General features: G+C 58.4%; 12 protein-coding genes. 8 read left to right on the top strand and 4 right to left on the bottom strand.

Features of this window, described 5'->3' with window-relative positions:
* The first annotated feature begins 85 nt into the window (after positions 1-85).
* On the top strand, positions 86-901 hold the full coding sequence (locus BSY239_RS21770) for a hypothetical protein (protein ID WP_069048649.1): 816 nt from the start codon (positions 86-88) through the stop codon (positions 899-901).
* Positions 902-1,219: 318 nt separating this feature from the next.
* Here the strand turns inward: BSY239_RS21770 and BSY239_RS21775 are convergent, their stop codons facing one another.
* Complete coding sequence (locus tag BSY239_RS21775; protein WP_069048650.1) at positions 1,220-3,865, bottom strand: hybrid sensor histidine kinase/response regulator; 2,646 nt, start codon at positions 3,863-3,865, stop codon at positions 1,220-1,222.
* Positions 3,865-4,947, bottom strand: coding sequence for an ATP-binding response regulator (locus BSY239_RS21780; protein ID WP_172823141.1), 1,083 nt, complete (start codon positions 4,945-4,947; stop codon positions 3,865-3,867). Before BSY239_RS21780 ends, BSY239_RS21775 begins: the two co-directional genes overlap by 1 nt.
* A 78-nt stretch (positions 4,948-5,025) precedes the next feature.
* Between BSY239_RS21780 and BSY239_RS21785 the strand changes: the two genes are divergently transcribed.
* Positions 5,026-6,162 carry a sensor histidine kinase gene (locus BSY239_RS21785; RefSeq protein WP_069048652.1) on the top strand — a complete coding sequence of 379 codons (1,137 nt, stop codon included), beginning with the start codon at positions 5,026-5,028 and terminating at the stop codon, positions 6,160-6,162.
* Between the two features lie 798 nt (positions 6,163-6,960).
* On the opposite strand, the gene BSY239_RS21790 is transcribed toward BSY239_RS21785, so the two are convergent.
* Complete coding sequence (locus BSY239_RS21790; protein ID WP_069048653.1) at positions 6,961-7,593, bottom strand: response regulator; 633 nt, start codon at positions 7,591-7,593, stop codon at positions 6,961-6,963.
* Positions 7,594-8,250: 657 nt separating this feature from the next.
* On the opposite strand from BSY239_RS21790, the gene BSY239_RS21795 reads away from it, so the two are divergent.
* From BSY239_RS21795 to BSY239_RS21815, 5 genes are all read left to right on the top strand, one after another.
* A complete protein-coding gene (locus BSY239_RS21795; protein WP_069048654.1) occupies positions 8,251-8,964 on the top strand; it encodes a FliA/WhiG family RNA polymerase sigma factor in 714 nt (237 codons plus the stop codon).
* Between the two features lie 421 nt (positions 8,965-9,385).
* Positions 9,386-9,625 carry a hypothetical protein gene (locus BSY239_RS22560; protein WP_069048655.1) on the top strand — a complete coding sequence of 80 codons (240 nt, stop codon included), beginning with the start codon at positions 9,386-9,388 and terminating at the stop codon, positions 9,623-9,625.
* Positions 9,626-9,702: 77 nt separating this feature from the next.
* Entirely contained in the window at positions 9,703-12,624 is a 2,922-nt protein-coding gene (locus BSY239_RS21805) for a PAS domain S-box protein (protein WP_083240127.1), read from the top strand.
* Entirely contained in the window at positions 12,621-13,787 is a 1,167-nt protein-coding gene (locus BSY239_RS21810) for a response regulator (protein WP_069048657.1), read from the top strand. The genes BSY239_RS21805 and BSY239_RS21810 overlap by 4 nt, the downstream gene beginning before the upstream one ends.
* Positions 13,788-14,118: 331 nt before the next feature.
* On the top strand, positions 14,119-15,054 hold the full coding sequence (locus tag BSY239_RS21815) for a hypothetical protein (protein ID WP_069048658.1): 936 nt from the start codon (positions 14,119-14,121) through the stop codon (positions 15,052-15,054).
* A gap of 32 nt (positions 15,055-15,086) precedes the next feature.
* On the opposite strand, the gene BSY239_RS21820 is transcribed toward BSY239_RS21815, so the two are convergent.
* Complete coding sequence (locus tag BSY239_RS21820) at positions 15,087-19,226, bottom strand: GAF domain-containing protein (protein WP_083240128.1); 4,140 nt, start codon at positions 19,224-19,226, stop codon at positions 15,087-15,089.
* A gap of 361 nt (positions 19,227-19,587) precedes the next feature.
* On the opposite strand from BSY239_RS21820, the gene BSY239_RS21825 reads away from it, so the two are divergent.
* Positions 19,588-20,724 (top strand): sensor histidine kinase, encoded by a 1,137-nt coding sequence (locus tag BSY239_RS21825; protein WP_069048660.1) that lies wholly within the window; start codon positions 19,588-19,590, stop codon positions 20,722-20,724.
* The last annotated feature ends 12 nt before the right edge of the window (positions 20,725-20,736 follow it).

Here is a 20,736-nt window from a genome sequence, read left to right on the forward strand (position 1 = left end):
TCTCTTTCGTGAGATTTTGGATATGCGACCTCGCACATCACGAATCCATCACAACTGCATCACGAAAAAATCAGAAAGAAATCAGATGACCGACACAACACCCCCCAACCCGGAAAGCACGACGGAGCAGAGCAAGACGATCGTCCACGAATTGTGGAGAGGAAACATCTGCATCGAGCTGACCGGGCACTTAAATATTTTTGTCGGGCACAAGCTGGAGCACATCACGCCGGCCATGCTTGCCTTGAAATCCGGCGTCCGTCCTGAGAAGGTCATTTGGGAAGCGTTCCCCAACTGGCAAACACAGCATTGGGAGCAAACAGTCCCTTTGACTACCCCGCCCACCCCCATGCTGACGAGCCCTGATGGCTCTCACATTCTGCTGCGCCCGGCGCAAGGCGAGTCCACGCGAAAGATTGATCTGATCAAAGCGTTTCACGATTGGATGCTGGCATGGAAGGCCGAAGAATGCGCGATGGTATGCGCCAGTGAGGATGAGATTGAAGAGCAACATGAGGAAGAGGTGGCGCCAGATCCAGTTGAAACCCCTCGCCCCAAACCGAGCCCGTTCGGCTTGGGGTCCTTCGTGGTCACCGCAGGGCTTCTGTTCTTGGCATATGACGCACTCAAGATCTTCATTCCGGCGGAGATCACCAAACGCGAGTCGATCGGCGTTCTAGTGTCTGCCAGTTCGTCTGATGACTGGAGTTTTCCGTGGCTGCTGGAGACTGATCGCGGTGTGTACCCAGTGGGCAAGGTGTTGATGGTCGACAAGGGTGCACCGCTAACCCTGATTTCGCTGAGCAACGGAAGACACGCTGTGTGCGATGAGCGGCTGGTCGTGTGTGCCCGCACCGTGGGGGAGGAGCGGCGGATTGCTGCCAAGGTAGGTGGGCAATGACAAAATCCCCAAGAGTCAAGCTCGCACCAGTGAAAACGCATCTGCTTTCCATCAATGAAGCCTGACGTGGAGTTGACTATCTCTGGTGCGCTGATCCCTGACGGGATCACTGGCTCCTAGCTCAAGCGTCAAGTTCGCTGCACAGCGCCACAGGTTGTGCGTCTATTGATGAGCGGTACCTGCCAGAGAAAACGCGTCATCCTTTTTCGACCTCACAGGAGGCTGCGCACTTGCGAATGTGCATTCACGCGTAGCGAGCGGATGGCGGCCGTCAGGAAGCGCTTGGAGCTGCGCGGCATTGAGGAAGTCAAGAAAAAATCACTTATTTCCTTTTGGAGAAAGCGCTTGACGCAAACGCTGGGCAAGCTCCCCTCGCCGGTAGGGCTTGGTCAGCAGCATCACACCCGCGTCAAGCCGACCCTGATGAACGATGGCGTTGTCGGTATAGCCCGATGTGTAGAGCACAGGCAAATTTGGCCGAAGAGAGTGGATGTGATCAGCCAGGTTCCGTCCGCTCATGCCACCGGGCATCACAACATCGGTGAACAGCAGGTCAATGTCGGGATGTTGGCCGAACAGTTCAAGCGCTGCCAGGCCGCTGGCCGCTGTCAGTGTGCGGTAGCCAAGGGCGTGCAACTGAGCGCTGGCGAATTGACGCACCATGTCGTCGTCTTCAACAAGTAGGACCAGCTCGCCTCTTCCCTGGGGAACCTCCTCCTGCGTGGGGGCTACCGATTTAGCCGGTGCAGCGTCCGCACGCGGGATATAAATCTTCATGGCAGTGCCCTGGCCGAGCTCGCTATAAACCGTCACATGACCACTGGACTGCTTCACAAATCCGTGCACCATGGACAAACCAAGCCCCGTGCCCTGACCTTTGGGCTTGGTGGTGAAGAAGGGCTCAAACAGCCGCTGTTGCACCTCGGGCGTCATGCCGGTACCCGTGTCTGTGACGGTCACCACCACGTAGTCACCCACTTGCGCGCCGGGATTCTTGTCCGCGTAGGTGGAATCCAGGTGAACGTTGTTGCATTCAATCAGCAAGTTCCCCCCATTGGGCATGGCGTCGCGTGCATTGATGGCCATGTTGAGCAGCGCATTCTCCATCTGACCAGCATCCACCAGCGCAGGCCACAGATTCACCCCCTCCACCGCCTCGATTCGAATGTGTTCTCCCAGTGCGCGGCGCAGTAGCGGCTCCATCTCACTGACCAACCGGTTCACATCCACTGGTGCCGGTGATAAGGCCTGTTTGCGCGCGAATGCAAGCAGGCGCTGGGTCATCGCCGCACCGCGCGCGGCTGCTTCAGTGATGGTGTCAACCAGTTCGCGCTCAATGCTGCCTTCAGTTGATTGGTCGCGAAGCATTTCGGCATTGCCCATCACCACAGTCAGCAGGTTGTTGAAGTCATGAGCCACGCCACCAGTGAGTTGTCCGATGGCTTCCAGTCGCCGCAACTGGCGTATTTGTTCAGCAACGCGGCGCAGCTCAGTCACATCGCGGAAGAAGATGGTGACGCCACCGTCTTGCCCGGGGTAGGCGGTTACCTCAAACAGCGCGTCCAGCGGCGCGAAGAACTCCTCGAACCGCACCATGACCTGCTCGCGCTGACAGCGCTCATACTCTCTCTGAAACAGTGAGCCACGCGCCTGAGGAAATTCTTCCCATACAGTGCGCCCGATCAAGTCTTGCCGATCGCGTTGTAGGAGATTGGCGGCACGGCTGTTGACCACGGTCACGCGCCAGTCGGCATCCAAAGCCAGTACCGCGTCATTGGTGCTTTCAAGGACTGCCTCGTATCGATTGCGTGAATCCACCGCATTCCGCTCCAATTCGACGCGATCGTGGATGTCGATTGCAGTGCCGCACCAGGCTTTCTCCATATCGGGAAGGATGTGCTGCTTGATAGCACGCGCCAGATGCCAGCGGTACTGGCTGTTCCGGTCGCGCAACCGAAAGACGTTCTCGTAGCGCTGGCGATTTAGCCGAGCGTCGGTCCAAACCGAGATTGCATTGCTGCGGTCATCGGGATGCACCAGGTCGAGCCACCCCTCTCCAAGCGCATCTCGCTGAGACACGCCGCTGAGTTGCGTGACTGCTGGGCTGATGTAGTCAATGTGCCCCCGGGAGTCGGTCGTCCAAACGATGAAGGGCATGGCCTCTGCCAAGCGGCGCCAACTCTGTGCACTCTCGACAAGCAGACGCTGGGTGTTCTTGTGTGCACTCACGTCCTGAAATGCTCCCTGCAGCCGGATGATCTTCCCTCGTGGGTCTGTCTGTGCGCGCGCCGCCACCCGGACCCAACGCACTTGCCCATCGAATGCACGCAACTGGAACTCGTCATCAAAGGGCTCCCCACTCTGCAGGCAGGCGTTGAACATTGCTTCGATGCGCGACTGATCGGGATCCAAGTAGTAGGACAGACCTTCTTCGACGTCGGGCTGGTAACCGGACGGACGGCCGTGCAACCGCGCCACTTCCGCGGACCAATCGACGCGCATGGTGCGCAAGTCGTATGACCAACCACCCAACTGCCCCAGTTGACCCGCAATCTCCAACAGGTTTGCTTGACTCTGAGCCTTCTCATGCATTACGACCAGACGGCGCTGAAGGCGCAAGGTGAAAAGACCAACTGCCATCGCCAGCAGAAGCGCAAACATAGCCGCTACCCGATTGGCCACCAGCAGATGCAAAGGGAAGCCTGCAGGTGGTGGTGGCGACAGCCAGCCTGCCACAGGTACCAGCACAAGAGCAGTCAAAGTGATGGCCATCAGTACGCCAGAATTTCGCCCCAGCAGGGCAATGAGGACCACCGGAAGATAGAGAATCCCGTGAGCAAAGCCCTGCTGGGTGCTCAGGTCGAAGGTGAAGGTGAGCGCCAGAAGTGCAAAAGCCAAAGGCGCTATCCAGGTGCGCCAACCTGTGTGTTGGGTGGCGCTGGCGGAGCGCTCCGGAGCCATCATCAAAGCTCTCCCAAGCGGGCGCGCAACACCGTTCCACGGCCCGGCTGGCTGCGCACCCGCAGACTTCCTCCAGTCAGTTCACAGCGCTCGCCCATGGTGCTCAGGCCACGCCCAATGGCGGACTTGTCGCTCAAGCGAGGACGGCGTGTGTCGAAGCCAGCCCCGTCATCGGCAACCACCACCTCAAGTAAGCCGGCGTCACGAAAACGCAGACGCACGACCATGTGCTCAGGTCGAGCATGGCGCATCGCGTTGGTCACAGCTTCCTGCACCACGCGGAAGCCCAAAGCAGATTGAACACTGCCGCGCTTGCGTTCTCGTCCAAGGGTCTGGAGCTCAAAGTCCACTCCGGTCGGAGTCAGCATGACCTCTGCCAGAGACTGCACAGTGGCGAACAGACCCTGGTCATCCAGTTGAGCAGGGCGCAGCGCAAACGACAAGGTTCGCATCTGCGAAATCGCGTCTCGCAGAATGGCATATGACTTCTTGCGCAGTGAAGTAGCCTCGTCGTTGCTTTCAGCCGCATCGGCGGCCTGCATATGCAATTGCAGGGCAGTCAGTGTTTGGCCCAAACTGTCATGCAGGGTGTCCGCCAAGTGACGGCGTTCATTTTCCTGGGCCTGCACCAACTCGGCAGCCAGTACCTGTAGGCGCAAGGCTGAGGCCTGGTTGTCAGCCAGCAGGCGGCGCTGGCGTTCTCGCTGGTCGCGCGCCTCAAGTACACGGGTGATCACCATAGGCAGAGTGGCAAGCCGATCTTTGCTTACATAGTCAGCCGCGCCAGCGCGCAGGACCTCCACCGCAGCACCTTCACCCACCGCATTGCTCACCACAACCAACGGAATGTCCATGCCCCGCGCTGCGATCTCCGCGATTGCCCTGAGTGGTGAGTAGCCTCCTAGGTGATAGTCACTCAAAACGAAATCGACCCCCTGTGCAAGCGCGGCCGTCACGCCCTGCGCGTTGTCGGTGCACTGCCAGTGCAGTGGCCTGGGATAGTGCCGAGTAGCCAGCCGAACCAGTACAAGATCGTCAGGATCGTCTTCAATGCAAAGCACACGCAGAGGTGTAGATTCATCCATGGGCGTAGCAAAGGGTATTCTTGTCGTGGTTTGCATTGTGCTCCCGACGTACGCTGACCGACATCACGAAAGCAGACCTTGATCAAGTACAACGAGAACGACCAAAAACCGGGTCCGCGCTTGCTCATCGTCGACGACGAAGATCTCCTCGTGCGTACGCTGCAAACCTTTCTTCGTACGCGCGGATACGAAGTCGATGTGTCTTCCACGCCTGCCCAGGCTCTCGATCACCCCGCGCTCGCGCAGACCGATCTGCTAATCGCCGATCTGCAACTGCCGCAAATGGACGGCATCGAATTGATAGGGCGTGCGCAGGCTCGGCACCCCGATATGTCGGCTATCTTGATGACCGGCCATGCCACGATTGACTCAGCGGTGAAGGCGCTGCGCGGCGGCGCAGTCGACTACCTGCAGAAACCCTTCGCGCTTTCAGCGCTGGAGGCTGTGGTGGTACGCGCACTTCAGGTACAAAAGCTGCAACGCGCCAACCGCGAACTGCAGGCCACTTTAGTGCAGCGCAATGCAGAACTGACGACAGTGAACCAGGATCTGGACGCATTTGCCGCGCGCCTGGCGCACGACCTGCGCGGCCCGATCAACAACGTGCGCGGCATCGTGGCATTCTTGCGCGAAGAGATCGGCGCTGAATTGGAAACAGACGTGCGGGAACTGCTGGAACGTGCGGTGCGGTCGGGCGACCAGTCGCTGCGCATGGTGAGTGACCTGCTGGATTTCGCACGTCTGGGACATGGCCACCTGCGACTGGTACCGCTGCCGCTGGAGCCTTTGTTGATCCGCTGCGTGGAGGCGGCGGCACCGAAGCGACCTGCTGAACTTTGCCGCATCGAGATCGGACCACTACCAACAGTGCTCGGTCACGAGGGGTTGCTGTTCCAGGTGTTTCTGAGCCTTCTGGACAACGCCATCAAATACAGCGAACCGAAGCCGAAAACGTGCGTGTCCGTCTTTTCCCAACCGCGAGGCGAGAGCCTTATCGACGTCGTGGTGAGCGATAACGGCGTGGGCTTCGAGCCGATGCATTCCGACCTGCTGTTCCGCCCTTTCCAGCGGCTGCACCCTCGCAGTGAGTTCTCGGGTGCGGGCATGGGCCTGGCCAACGTCAAGCGCATCGTGGAGCGACATGGCGGGCAGGTGGTTGCCAGCGCGACGCCGGGGGAAGGTGCGACTATCACCGTCACGCTGCAACGGGCTTAGGCCCTCACTTTGTGGCGCTGCTCGGCGGTCTCGCAATGCCTGACATCGCGCGGCTGCGCTCGCGGGCAAGCCAGTGCAGGAAGTTCTCACGGATCCGTCGCAGGAGTAGGTTTGTATCCAGACTGAACAGACAGCAAGGTGCCAGAAATTGGTCATCGCGCGGAGCGCACTAGGGGTTCATGCCATCCATGATTGGTCTTGATGAAAGTTGAGATAGGGGTGGTCTCCTTGGGTACGCTGCAGAAATGGACCAAAACCAATAGGGCGGACTAGCATTGGCGCAGAGCTGAGAGGTCGGGTTCATGGCAGCCTCCGGCCATGGCGCGGCGCACAGGGGAGAGGGTGCGCACGATGGACCGCCGAACGGTGGAGCCGAGCATCAAATCCACGTCGAGGGCTAGACGTTGGTGCTCGAAGTGGAAGGCGCGCAGTAGGCTTCGCCGTAGACGCATTCGATTTGGTTGCGGATGTCTGGTGCCTTCACATCCTTGCGCATGGGTTTGGAAATGCAGCGGGTCTTTCAATACCAGCACCACCTTTGGCGGACATACGAAGGCGTTGGGAACCACCCCGGTGGAGGACGGGTTTCGCTGGAGTACTGGGGAACCTGATTTCAGGTCGAACACCGGACGAGATCGGTTCGCCCGATGCGCCCGGCGGGATCATGTCCACTGTAGAAATAACCGCCTCCCGTGTCAGTCGAAAGGTTTCAGCTTCTGTGTTGCAGTGTACGCAGTGGGTGCGCGATCTCCCGCCGCGCAGACTGAGGTTTGGGATGCGGCGGTGCTACGCCGGGGATCATTGGCCTTCGGGCTCGATCAGACCTTTAGTCAAAGCGTAGCGCACGAGTGCCGGTAGATCGGGGGTGCCCAGCTTGGCCATGAGTCGGCTTCGGTAGGTATCCACCGTCTTGGGCGACAGATGCAGCAATCGGCCAATCTCAGTGCTGGATTGGCCTTCTGCCACCAGCACAACAATCTGACGTTCGCGCGCAGACAACGCGGCTACCCCATCACCCTCGGGTGGCGCTGCGGCCATGAGATTGGACACGCCTTCCCCCAGAAAAGTGTGTCCGGCCATCACCTGCTGGATTGCCAGCAGCAACTCATGATTAGGGCCGCCTTTGAGCAGATAACCTCGGGCGCCTTGGCGCATGCATTCAGCCACGTTGCGCGGCTGAGCGGACATGGTGAGCACGATGGCTCGGGTTTGTGATCGGCGCTTGCGCAGTTCCTCCAACAGCTCCAGCCCAGAGCGTCCATTCAGGTGCAGGTCAAGCACCACGATTTCCGGCTCCATCTCGCGGATCTCCATACTGCCACGCGTGAGATCGCCCGCCTCACCCAGGATCTTGTGGCCATTTTTCTCCAGCACCAAGCGCAAGCCATCGCGCAGCAAGGAATGGTCGTCGAGTAAGTAACAGCGGCTCATGGGCACATTGTCCCAGCTAATGACCACCCGCTGAAATGCTTCAAGTGTGCACGCCTGGGGCGCGTTCGCGCATGCCCAGGCAAGTCAAGGATTCCATCTGCCCGTCGCCACAGGGCGTGAATTGCGTGCCGCCGCCCAGAAATTTCAAGGCTCAATGCGTGATTGCTGCCATCCAGCATCAGTTTTACTTGGCACACGTCAGCTCGCGCATCAGCTAGATCGAGCGCATCGCGTGTGATCGTGCTGGGGCTCTACCCCCCTGTCGGTCGGCCACCCCCGGCCGTAGGTGCCGTCGGTTGCCTCGAACAGCACGGCACAACTGCGATTCGTTCGGGTGCGATACGCCGAGGCGGGCATTTGCTGCACCAACAGCTTGACTGAGTTGCCCACGCAGTCGACATCGGGTGGTGGCGCGTAGGTCCGAGAAAGTGTCCTTTTCGCCCAGGCATCGTTCATGAGATACCAGCCTATACATGGTGAAACGCGACCCAGATGCATGCCCCCCCCGGATGCACTGTCGGGTCGACCTGTTGAGAACTCCTGACAGACAAAGACCCCATGCCTTTTTAAAGTTCCCACAAGGCCCCCGCTGGTGGCGTGCACCAATTCCACGGTGTTTCCAAGCGTTGTGAAGGTCGCATACCACTGGAGAAACGCATGACTTCGAACACAGCCCCGCTCAGCCGCAACGAACAGCTAAAAAAGTACAGCCCAATAGTGCATCGGGCGGCGTATCACATGGTCTCGCGACTACCGGCCTCGGTAGAGGTGGACGACCTGATTCAAGCCGGCATGATCGGCTTGTGTGACGCAATGGACCGCTGCGTGCCGGAGGAGGGTGAACTCGAAAAATACGCCATGCCCCGCATCCGCGGTGCCATGATCGACGAGCTCCGTGAATGCGACTGGATGCCTCGCGGCAGCCGTCGGAGCCGCCGCGACATTGATGGCGCGGTGCAACGCCTGCAACAAAGGCTGCTCCGCCAGCTGGTCGCGCAGGAAGTGGCCAGCGAATTGCACCTGGACATTCAGGCGTATCACGCCCTGATGGGGAAGGTGCACCTCATGCAGCTTGTGCACATGGAAGACATCGACCAGCTCGACGATGAGGGCGAATCGGTGTTGGACGGTGCCTTTGGCGACTGGCATGCCGACCCACTCAGTCAGATCGAGAACCAGCGTCGGCGCAAGGCGCTGGTGGAGGCTATTGTTGGCCTACCCCAGCGCGAACAATATGTGATCGTCGAATGCTATGTAAATGATCGCAAGCTGCGCGAGATAGCCTTGGATCTGGACGTCACCGAATCGCGTGTGTGCCAATTGCGCAGCAACGCCATCACGATGTTGCGTGCTCGTCTGCAAGCGCATTGACCCTCCTTGGCTCATCGGTCAGGCCGTGCAGCGCCTTCGGTTCCGACACGAAGAATCGTGTTGCGCTCATAGCGAACAGCCTGTCCGTTCGTTGGCGAAACCGAGCGATCGAGCAATGCTTTCAGTCGTCCCGCCATTCCTGCGGAAAGCTCGGGACTGCCTACCTTTTCAGCTCTCCAGACTGAAAAACTGGCTGAGTGTGTGGCCTCAGGGAGGCGGTGGAAAGTCACTGAAGACTTCCTCTGGGCACTTGCCTTCTCGGTTGGCTTCATGGATTTTGGTGGGGCTGCAAGCTTCTTTCTGGTCGATTCAACCGGGCGTTTTCGTTGCATGTCCGGATGGAATGCAAATGACGACAAATTGTTCACGCTGGGTGCGATGTAGTCACTGACGCGATGCGACAGATCGCGCTTATTGCCATGTGTTCCTGTCGCTGTTGCTGTTGCTGTTGCTGTTGCTGTTGCTGTTGCTGTTGCTGTTGCTGTTGCTGTTGCTGTCGCTGTTGCTGTCGCAGATTCCAGACTTATCGACGGGGCTGACGTTGTGTGTACGTCTGCTGTTGCCGCAGAGCGTGCCGTGTCGCATCAACTGCCCGGGAAACACTGCCAGCAGGAGGCTGCGTCAAGAACTCCTGACAGACACCGCGCCGGAGACTTTCTAAAGTTCATCACCGTTGTCGATCTGGTATCCCGCCGGGCACGGGGCACAACCCTATTTCATTTCCACTGAAGCGTCGCCATGCAATCCGCACCTCTGAGATCTGATGAAGCTCTTCGCCTCTCCACACTGGACTCCCTTAGCGTGCTCGACACGCCAGCCGACCCTGTGCTTGACGGCCTCGTGCGCGCTGCCGCCCAGCTTATCGGATGCCCAATCTCACTGGTCAGTCTTGTCGATGAAACTCGTCAGTGGTTCAAAGCGCGCGAAGGTCTCGGCGCGCAGCAAACCCCGCGCGAGCTGGCGTTCTGTTCCCACGCTATCTTGCAGACCGAGCTGTTCGAGGTACGGGACTCCCGCAGAGATGAGCGCTTTGCAGACAACCCGCTCGTAACCGGTGAACCCAGGGTGATTTTCTATGCAGGTGTGCCACTGATGGTGGACGGCCATGCGATGGGCACGTTATGCGTGATCGATCACCAACCGCGCGAACTCACATTAGAGCAGCGCAGCCTGTTGCGTGACCTCGCGCGCTCAGCAGAACACTGGTTGAACACGCAGCGAGTCCACCAGCAGATCCAGAGCGCCGACGCCGATCGGCGCAACCTCTTTGACCAGATGGGCGACGGCATGCTGCTGCTCGACCGGAGCTACCGCGTGATCGACGCCAACCGCTCGACTGCCCGCATGCTGGGTCGTAGCGTGGACGAATTGCGGCAGATTCGTCTCCAAGAGTTGTTACCAGCCAGTGAACACCCGCGACTTGCCCGCACTGCGCTGCGTGTGCTCAAGGGCGCAGAAACCTTGGCCGACTGGCAGGTGCTGCGGAACGACGGCACTGGCCTCATGGCTGAGGTCAGTATCCGTGTGCTGGATCAAAAACGCTTTGTCGTGATCATGCGCGACATTACACAGCGCCATGTGCAGGAACAGGAGGTCCGCCTCCTATCTATGGCGGTGGAGCAGAGCGCGCAAAGCGTTGTGATCACCGATTTGGAAGGCAACATCGAGTATGTCAATGCCGCAGCCCTTTCCAGCTCAGGCTACGGCATTCATGAACTTCTTGGGCGTAACCCGCGAATGCTGCAATCGGGTAAGACACCACGAGATACCTACAACCAAATGTGGGATCGCCTGTTGTCCGGCAGGTCCTGGCGCGGCTTACTTTTCAACCGACGTAAGAACGGCGTGGAATACGTCGAGGACGCGACCATCACGCCGATCCGTGACGCCAAGGGACAAGTGACTCAATACTTGGCGCTGATGCTTGATGTGACAGAACGGCGACGGCTCTCCGAGGAGTTGGAACGTCACCAATATCACCTCGAGGATCTGGTGGAGCAGCGAACTCAGGCGCTGGTAGAGGCACGTCGTGCAGCTGAGGCGGCCAGTGATGCGAAAAGTGCGTTTCTAGCCACCATGAGCCACGAGATCCGTACCCCCATGAACGGCGTGGTGGGAAGCGTCGACCTGCTACAGCGTTCGGAGCTATCTCCCTACCAACGTGATCTGGTGGATACCGTCGGAGAATCGGCTCAAGCGCTGTTGAACATCATTGATGACATCCTGGACTTTTCAAAAATCGAAGCTGGTCATCTCACGCTGAAGCGCGAGCCGGTCTCCCTCGAAAGGCTCAGTGACAGTGTGTGCGACGCACTGCGTGCCACGGCGGCGTCTTGCTCGATCGCCCTGCATGCGGAAGTTGCGCAAGGCGTGCCGGATTGGATCCAGAGTGACAGCGGTCGGGTGCGTCAGATTCTTTACAACCTGCTGGGCAACGCACTCAAGTTTTCGACAGACACCGGGCGCGCCGGCCGAGTGGAACTACGGGTGCGGCTATGCGGGCCTGAGCTGCCAGGACATCTGGAGATCAGCGTTGTCGACAACGGTATTGGCATGCCTCTAGATGCGTTGAAACGTATTTTCAAACCTTTTGTCCAGGCCGAGGGAACGACAACGCGACGCTTTGGCGGAACTGGCCTGGGCTTGTCGATATGCAAGCGCTTGACCAGCATGATGGGGGGCTGGATTGAGGCTGAGAGCGTGGAGGGTCAGGGATCTTGCTTCAAGGTGACCCTGCCGTTCGAGCCAGCACAGGCACCGAAGCAGATCGAAGACGACAAGCCAACGATCACCATGTCAGCCGGACCACGCTTTGCACTGGCGGGTGGTCCGCTGGTGCTGGTAGCTGAAGACAATGAAATCAACAGGAAGGTGATTGGTCACCAGCTCGCCTTGCTGGGCGTAGCGGCGGAGATGGTCGACAACGGACCGGATGCGTTGGCACGATGGCGTGACGGTCGAGCCTCGCAGCGCCATGCCATGTTGCTTACCGATCTGCACATGCCGGGCCTTGATGGGTATACGCTGGCAGCAACCATTCGGGAAGAAGAGAGCGACGGGTCGCGTCTGCCAATCTTGGCCCTCTCCGCCAACGCCTTGGTCGGCGAGATCGATCGCTGCCGCGCCGCCGGCATCGATGACTACCTTAGCAAGCCAGTACAAACGGACCAGCTGGGCGAGATGCTCAAGCGCTGGCTACCGCCGGAGGAAGTGTGCCGACTGGAACTACTGGATCACGTAGATTGCGAGGAAGTTGATGTGTTCGACGTCGAGCTGGGCCTTTGCGCGTACGACGACCATGCTCTTTCGCGGCTGGTTGGCGACGACCCGGAATTGCTAGCCGACTTTCGCCAGCGTTTCGTGCTGTCCGCGCTCAGCACCAAGGACGAAATGCACAGAGCCGCCAGTAGGGGTGACTTCGCGAGCATGGCCGATTTGGCTCATCGCCTCAAATCTTCCTCGCGTGCGATCGGGGCGGTCTCTCTGGGTGCCTGCTGCGAACGTATTGAGCGCGAGGCACCCACCGCTGTGGCTATACAGATGCACGGACATTTGGCATCGATGGAAGACGCACTGGCACACGTGATGACCCGTCTTTCCGAGCATACCGGTGTACCGCATTTTCAGGACGGCTCTTGGGCGCAAAAGGACACTGAATGAGCCACAGAGAAGCTCGCATCCTCGTGGTTGGAGATAACGCGGTAGACGGCGAACAGGTCTGCAGCATGCTGCGCGAGCGCTACCCGCACGTAGAAGCCACGACAGATCCAATGAAGTCGGACGCGGTCTTTGATCGGGTCAGGCCGCAGGTGCTTGTGCTAGCCTTCAAGTCGGTGGAGGCCTGCGAACGGTTTTACCTGGGTTTGTATCGGCGTAGCGACGTGATCCAGTCACTCATGCACCGTACGCTCTTGCTTTGCGATAAGGAAAGCGTGGGCCGCGCATTCGATCTCTGCCTGCAGGATGTGTTCGACGACTATGTGCTGTTCTGGCCACTGGTGCACGATGCCAAGCGACTGGCCATGTCGGTGCATCTCGCACTTGAGGCACTTCACCAGGAACTCGCTCTGGCACCGCTGTCGGAGTTGGCCACGTTGGCGCGCCGAGCTGAAGCGCTGGAGGAGCAGTTGGCGCAGCAGGTCAAGGTTGGGCGCATCCACGCTCAACATGCGCAATCCACTGCACGTCAGGCTCAGGCCTCGGTCAGTCGTGCCATGGGTGGCCTGTCTGAGCGAATCTTGGCTACCGGACTTGACAACGCGCTCACTGTGCGGGACCCATCTAGGTTCGAACAGGCTTTTGGCGTACTGCAGCGCGAATCATTGATCCCCACGCTTGAAGATGTGGTGCAGGCAACGGAGCCTTTGCGAGAGTGGGTTGACACCATCACCAGCGAGCTAGCCGAACCCTTGAAGGCCACGCGTGATCTGGTGAAGCACGCCAAAGTGAGTCGGCCGCAGCTGCTGGTGGTGGATGACGACGAGTACATGCGCCGTCTGCTCAAGCAGTTGCTCAGCAGCGCACACTATGACGTCGAGGCTGTGGGCACGGCAATGGACGCCCAGCGCTACCTTCTCACGAACAGACCTGACTTGATTCTGATGGACTTTCTACTACCTGATTCGAACGGAATTTTGCTAATGCGTGAGATCAGGAGCGGTCAACTCAATCTGGATATCCCTGTGATCATGTTGACCGGCCAGACTGCAAAGCAGGTGATTGTGGACAGCAGGAAGGCTGGCGCAGTGGACTTCGTCGCCAAACCCTTCAATCGCGATTTGCTTCTGAAGAAGGTTGCCCAGCATCTGAGGACTGGACCCTGAGGGACGACCGGGTCCCCCATCTTCAGACTGGATCGAAGGGTGGGTTTGTTTAGTTTTCAGTATCTACGCAGAGAGGTCAAGTATGAACAGTTCCGCTTTGGGTTTTCTTCCTCGGAGAAGTTATGTTTGCTATGCATTCGTCTCGTGTTGAGTTGTCGCATGAGTCACGCAGATTTGATCTGAGTGTGCTGAACGCATGCAGCCAACTGACCAACTCGTCGCGCTCGAAATTGAGGGTCACCATGCCTGTAGGCGACCAGTGCCTGGTGGCGCCCGACCGCTATCTCACGCGTCTTTTGCACGCATCGAGTGCCTGCACACTTGACTCTCGATGAACATGTACGCAGCGCTCGTTTTCTTCGTGCTGGTGCTGACTGCAGCCGGCTTTGCTGCAGCCTATTTTTCGTTGAGGACGGAGGCTTGCGAGATGCGCGACCAGCAGGGCATCTTGCTCGGCAGGTCAAAACTACTGGAAGGATTCGTGGATGAAGTCAGCGCTACTTGGGCTGGCTTGCCTCAAGGGGAGGGGGACGTTGCAGAATGGCTTGCGCTTGGCTGCACGGTTTCGCGATGTCTGCCTCAACTAGTCGACAGCCCTATTGCGCGGGCGCGGCAGATCGCCCTGCCACGACACAAGTTCACCGAAGAGAATTTTGCATCCTCAAACCTGTCCGACGAATACTCGCAGATCAACAAACTCATATCCGTCCTGGATGACCCACAGCTTAGTCAGCTCTGGACCAGTCGGCGGCTTTTGGACATGATGTCTATGATGCGCTTTGTTCAAGCCCACCTCTGCAAAGGCTCAGTACCAAGATCTTTTGCAGACGTGCCAGACCACGGAAACCCTCTGATCCGCATGCTCCGTGAGGAAGTCGATGCGATGGTAATTTGTGCAGAAATCGGTAGGCAAGCCCAATCGCTTGGAGGCACAAATGAGCTCGCTGGACAAACCGCGCCGGCAGACAGGGCACTAGAAGGTATTGTCGAGGCGCTGAGCTTTCGGCGAAATGGTTTAGGCAAACCCTTTACGCTGGCGGTTCTCGTTCTGGCACTGTCGGCGCGCGGGCTTGAGGACTTGTACCGTGAATGCCGCCACGATGCAGAGTCTGTACACGGCAGCTGGCGTGTTCAGTTCAACAACTTGCGATCTTACGTAGAGTGTCTTCCTGGCTGGGATGGGCGTCTGCCGTTTACAGACATGATGGTGGCGACGCACAACGCGCATGTTGCTCGCGTGCTGCACGTGCTAATGCGTGTTTCCTAGTTTCTCGGATCAGCTAAGCGCTGTGACAGTGACTACGAGCGTGAGGTGAGCCTTTCTATCGCTTCGAGCAGTTCGCCACGCTGCGGTGGTTTGCTCAACAGCGTGTCCACATGGTCCGGTATTTCTCCGTCCTCGCTCATCCTCCTTCCCCATCCCGTGATCATGATCACCGGGGTCGCAGGTGACATGGCCTTGATCCTTAAGGCAACCGCACGACCGTCAATGCCAGGCATACCGAGATCGGTGAGCACGATATCAAAAGGTGATTTGTCCAAGTGCTCCTCAAATACTGCCAGTCCAGCCTCACCGTTGGCCATGGCGATCACCTCATGACCGGTTTCTCGAAGCACCGTGGACACAGCCTGCAAAAGAAACTGGTCGTCATCTATCAGAAGGATATGCCGTCCCTGGAGCCGGATGGCGTCCGATGCAATCCCGACAGATCCCCGTGACAGAGGCCGATCAGGTTGGGAGAGATTGAACAACAGGCGAACACGCGTGCCCTCGCCTTGACGACTGTCAAGCGCCACTTCACCACCATGGCGTTTCATGCAACCAAAAACCATGGCCAGTCCCAGGCCAGATCCTTGGTCCCCTTTCGTGGTGAAAAAAGGCTCAATACATCGACGGCTGGTCTCTTCGTCCATTCCCACACCGGTGTCGCGCACCTCGATCTCCAACCTATCCAGTCCACCGTTAGCGACGACCCGAGTCGCCACAGTCAGCTGACCACCCGATGGCATCGCATCCACTGCATTGAGGATGAGGTTCATCACCGCATCGCGCACCTCCGCCTCCATGACCAGAATGTCTGGACAAGGCGACACCAAGTCGGTTTCAACCTCAATGGTTACCCCACTCATCTGTGACTGGGTTCTCCATCTGGCTTTGGTCAGCTCCAACGCTTGTAGGACCAACTTGCCTGGCTGAACGAACCCGCGGTGTGTGGTCTCACTGCCAGGGCGGTAGAACTCGCGCATGCGTGCGATGGTGTCCGCCACATCACGCACCGCCAGTTGAATAGTCTCCAGTTGTCGCCGCCCATCCTCGCTGATGGTTGCCTCACGCATCAACAACGAGTCAGCGTAAAGCGACACAGGTGAGATGGCGTTGTTGATGTCGTGTGCAATGCCGCTGGCCATCTGTCCGAGCAACCTCAGGCGCTCTTGATGCAGTGCCGCATGTTGAGCCTCCTCCAGCTCTTTGTATGCCTTCTGAAGCGACTCAATCAGACGGGCGTGGTTGGCCGCCAACGACACATGCTCACCCAACTGGCGGAGAAATTCGCACTCACCGCTGGAGAATGCCCGGGCCTTTGTTCGCGCGACAAGGATCAAACCGAAAACTTCCCCTGATGACTGAAGTGGAACCAGCACCAGCCCATTCAGCCCGGCCGCCACCAGTGAGCGAGGCAGAGGTTGGTCTTTGAAGCCCAGCTCGGGCTCATGAATCAGCTCTCCTCGCAGGCACCTCGCCAACCCGTTGGATGTGGCGTCAAATACGGTTCCCTCGCGCAGCCCTGCCGCCATTGCGAGGTGCTTTCCACGCTCGCCCAGGTGCTCGACCAACAACACATCAACGCCGTCGCCGCGCTTGAGGACTGCACTCACGTCCACACTGAAATGGGTTTCAAGGTTCTCGCACACCACCGAAAAAACACTCTTGAGATCATGTCTTTCTTCAGTCGCTCGGGCAATCTGGTTGAGGAGCTCCGTTCGAGACAGCTGCAGCTGCAGCGTGCGCTCAGCCTCCATCTGTTCCGTGACGTCCTGAACGGTTCCGCTCACGTGAAGCACCTGGCCTTGTTCACCAACAACCGGCGCATCGATGACCTCTTCGAACCAGCGCCACTGGCCATCACCACGCTGGCCGCGGTACCGCATGCGGGGCGTGCGCGTGCGACCGCCAAGGGCTGCATTCATCGTCGCCATGTAGTGTTCCAGGTCATCTGGGTGAACGTTGCGGCGAGCGTCCTCTAGCGGTGGAGGTCCCTCTGCCGGGTCACGTCCAAGCAAGTCGTAGAGACCGCGAGACCAGATCGCTGTCTTGTCGGCAGCGTAGCGGGTCCAGTTGCCCAGTTGGACCAGAGCTTGCGCTCGTATCAGGCTTTGTGAGGTTGTCGTCAGTTCAGCCAGCACCTGCTCACGCTCAAGCACAGCACGCTGATGGGCAAGTGCATTGGACAAACTGGCCGCCAGATCCACCACCAGACGACACTCGGCGGCTTGGAAATAGTGAGCGCTGCCAGCCATGAGGATCACAACCGCAACCACCTCCTGATCCAACATCAGGGGTACAGCAGCAGCCGATCGGTACCCCCGGCGCAATGCCTCGGTGCGCCACCACGCACCTTCATCCGCGAGACGAAAATTTTCAATGATGCTGAGTTTCTGAGTGCGAAAAGCGGTGGCTGCCAGCGACTCGCTTGCACCAGGAATCTGCTGGTGCAGCATGACCTCGTTGACGTAGCCGTCGTCGTGTCCTGCCACCGCCAAGGGCGCCAGACCGTGGCCATCCGCATCCCGGCAAGCTACCCAGGCCATCCTGAACTCGCCCACCCCGACAGCCACTTCGCAAAGCTGTGAATACAACGCAGCGCGTGACTTCGAGAACACCGCCACCTGGTTCACACTGCCCAGCAGAGCAAACATGCGCTGAAGGCGCTTGCGGTCGGTGATGTCCTGGATCGCGCCCGAAATGACGCTTTGATCGGGGCGGTGGATATCCACGTCGGCCGAAAGCAGTTCAAACACCTCAACAATCCGCTGCTCCCCATCGGGACGCAGAAAGCCCAGTTCGATCCGCAGTTCGCCCCCGCTTTGCGAGAGCAGTGTTCTCTTGCGTTTCAAGTCTTCAATGTCCGCTTTGGCGAACAGGGCTTCAAAAACGGCTTCATTGTGGCCAGATGCGCCGGGCGCCATGGACAGCATGGACTCCAGTGTCCCGTCCATGCGGTACACACCCGCTTGGATATCCAGCGCGTAAAAGCCGATCCCGGCGATCCTCTGCGCACGAGCGATTTCCTGCTGCCCGTGACGCAATCGCCCGACCATCGTCTGCAGCCCTGCGGCAAGACCGTGCAATTCCTTCGTACGGTGTTGAAACCGCGTGGAGAGCCGGTGCGGCGATACAGACGCCTCATCCATGCTGTGTTGCAAAGCCAGGACGGGTTTGACTACCAATGCCACGCCCAATCGCCACGCCAGGAAAAGACCAGCAACAAGCAGCGTCGACATGAACGCAAGTTGTCCCAGGAGACGCTCGTTGAGCGCTCCGAAGACTTGAAGGGTGTTTGCGCTGGCAACCACATACATCGCGCCACTTTGCTGCGGACCGACGGCCCGAACTTGAACCCAATGCCCGTCGTGCTCACTGGTCGAAACCTCTTCCTTACCTTGCACCGCCTGAGCAATGGCAGCTCGGATCCTTGAGTCCGGGTAATCGGCCCCGACCTGACCAAACCCCGCCCCTGTTGAGCCCAGCAAGATGCCGTTCGCATCCACCAGGTCCACCCTGATCCCCTCTCGCAGCATCAAACCCTGAAGAACCGAATTCACCCTCTGCAGGTTGAGTGATGCAAAGGCGACTCCGACAAAATTGTCCTGGTAGTCGTAGACAGGAATGGAAAATCCCATTGCGGGTATGACCAGCACTTTTCCCACGATGTAGCCACCGATGGTGAAGCTCCGAGTGCTCGATGCTGTTTGAAAATAATCCCGGTCAGCTATATTGAGCTGCTGCCCTGCCCCTCGCGCGATGCACTGTATGTCGCCTCGCACGTCGGCAAATCCCAGATTGGCGAAGTCGGCAGAGCGAGAGGCGATGTTTCCCAGAAACTCAAAGCACAAATTCCGAATGTCGGTTCGGCGCACCGAGGGCCCACTAGCCACCGTCTCCAGAATATTGCGCACGCCCGCAACCACGTTTTCTTGGCCTGAGTGCGCGAGCACCGACACCGACTGAAGCTCAAGTTTGAGGTTTTGCTCAGCATCGGCACGGGCCTGCCGGTAGTTTTGCGCAACAAGGAAAAAACCTGGCAAGAGCGACATGCCGACCAGCAGCAGCAAGAGGGACTGGATGCCTATCTGAAAGCCAGTTGGTCCCCGAGTCTCAGTCATGCCTGAACTCTCGGCAGACTTCATCTGCAGTTGTCCGTTGACGGCCCATTTCATTCAGCATGAAGCGCATCCCGATGTGTTGAGCAACGCTTGAGCTCGTTGAGAACTTGTGACCTTCACAGGTGATCCTGGATTTTCCGATACAGGTTGACATCGCAGCCCAAGCGGCCCAACAGCCGCGAAGTGCCCAAAGTCATGCCCGCGTTCAAGTATGCCCCCACTGGCTTGATTCAAGGTTTTGAACAAGTGCGCTTCAAGCGCAAGTCATTCCTTAAATCTGCACTTCCACCAGCCAACGCCTAAACTCGGTGTACAAACTAAGTACACAAAAAAGGCATAAGTTGTGCCGATGTGCACTTCATCGTCTGTTAGGCTCAAGACTTGATGTAGATCGAACTACAAAGGTCAACTTTCCATGAACACCTCCACGCTTGGTCCGTTTCGAATCGCGGTCGTGGAGGACGAAGCGGTGCAGCGGCAAGCGCTCATCGATGTGCTGCAGATCGAGGGTTACAGCTGCCAGGGCTACGCTTCACCGATCGCTGCCCTTGCCGATCCACGACTGAGTGATGCGGACTTGTTGATCACCGACTTGAACCTACCCGGGATGAGCGGCTTGGAAATGATCGAGGCACTGCGCCATCGGAATCGAGATGTCGGCGCGATCCTGATGACTGGGCAGGCAAGTCTGCAAACAGCCATCGACGCCGTGCGCATCGGCGCGGTTGACTATGTGATCAAGCCTTTCAAACTGAGCACCATGCTCACGACAGTTTCCAAGGCATTGGAGCAAGAAAGGCTGAGGCGGGAGATTGCAAGACTCCAAGGTGACTTGAAGCTACGGTATGACGAGCTTTTGCTCATCAACAGAGAACTCGACGCCTTTGCAGCCCGGATCTCCCATGATCTTCGAGGCCCGATCACCACCATGAAGATGGTGCTGCAAACGCTGAACGATGAAGCACTACATGCGCTTGAGAATGACCTGCAACACCTGGTTGTTTCGGGCATTCGATCAGGAGACAAGGCCATCAAGATGGTGCACGATCTGCTTGAATTCTCGCGTTTGGGTCATCGGGAGTTGCATCTCGAGCGCCTGAATTTGAATGAGGTGTGCGCAACGGTCCTTGAAGAGCTTCGCACACTCCACCCCGCTCAGGGCTGTGCGATTGAAGTCGGTGATTTGCCCACAGTTCAAGGACATGAAGGGCTGTTGCACCAAGTGTTGGTCAACCTTGTCGGCAATGCCATCAAGTACTCCGGCACCGTGAAATCCCCACACGTACGGGTTGCCTCAGTACCCGGCGATACCAAAGGGTGGGTTTGCGTCACGGTGTCGGACAACGGGGTGGGTTTTCAGGCAAACAAGATACACGAGCTGTTCAAGCCTTTTCAGCGCTTGCATCATCCCGATCAGTTTCCCGGCGAGGGTATGGGATTGGCGAACGTAAAGCGCATTGTGGAGCGGCATGGGGGTACTGTCGCGGCCTCACTCAACCCCGGAGGTGGGGCATGCTTCAAACTGACGCTTCCCGCTGCTGATGCGTCGTGATTTGCACATTGA

This window comes from Hydrogenophaga sp. RAC07 (genome assembly GCF_001713375.1).
GTDB lineage: Bacteria > Pseudomonadota > Gammaproteobacteria > Burkholderiales > Burkholderiaceae_C > Hydrogenophaga.

Coding starts and splice junctions, on each gene's coding strand:
- BSY239_RS21770 (WP_069048649.1), top strand. CDS start 86: ATGACCGACACAACACCCCCCAACCCGGAAAGCACGACGGAGCAGAGC.
- BSY239_RS21775 (WP_069048650.1), bottom strand. CDS start 3,865: ATGATGGCTCCGGAGCGCTCCGCCAGCGCCACCCAACACACAGGTTGG.
- BSY239_RS21780 (WP_172823141.1), bottom strand. CDS start 4,947: ATGGATGAATCTACACCTCTGCGTGTGCTTTGCATTGAAGACGATCCT.
- BSY239_RS21790 (WP_069048653.1), bottom strand. CDS start 7,593: ATGAGCCGCTGTTACTTACTCGACGACCATTCCTTGCTGCGCGATGGC.
- BSY239_RS21795 (WP_069048654.1), top strand. CDS start 8,251: ATGACTTCGAACACAGCCCCGCTCAGCCGCAACGAACAGCTAAAAAAG.
- BSY239_RS21805 (WP_083240127.1), top strand. CDS start 9,703: ATGCAATCCGCACCTCTGAGATCTGATGAAGCTCTTCGCCTCTCCACA.
- BSY239_RS21810 (WP_069048657.1), top strand. CDS start 12,621: ATGAGCCACAGAGAAGCTCGCATCCTCGTGGTTGGAGATAACGCGGTA.
- BSY239_RS21815 (WP_069048658.1), top strand. CDS start 14,119: ATGAACATGTACGCAGCGCTCGTTTTCTTCGTGCTGGTGCTGACTGCA.
- BSY239_RS21820 (WP_083240128.1), bottom strand. CDS start 19,226: ATGAAATGGGCCGTCAACGGACAACTGCAGATGAAGTCTGCCGAGAGT.
- BSY239_RS21825 (WP_069048660.1), top strand. CDS start 19,588: ATGAACACCTCCACGCTTGGTCCGTTTCGAATCGCGGTCGTGGAGGAC.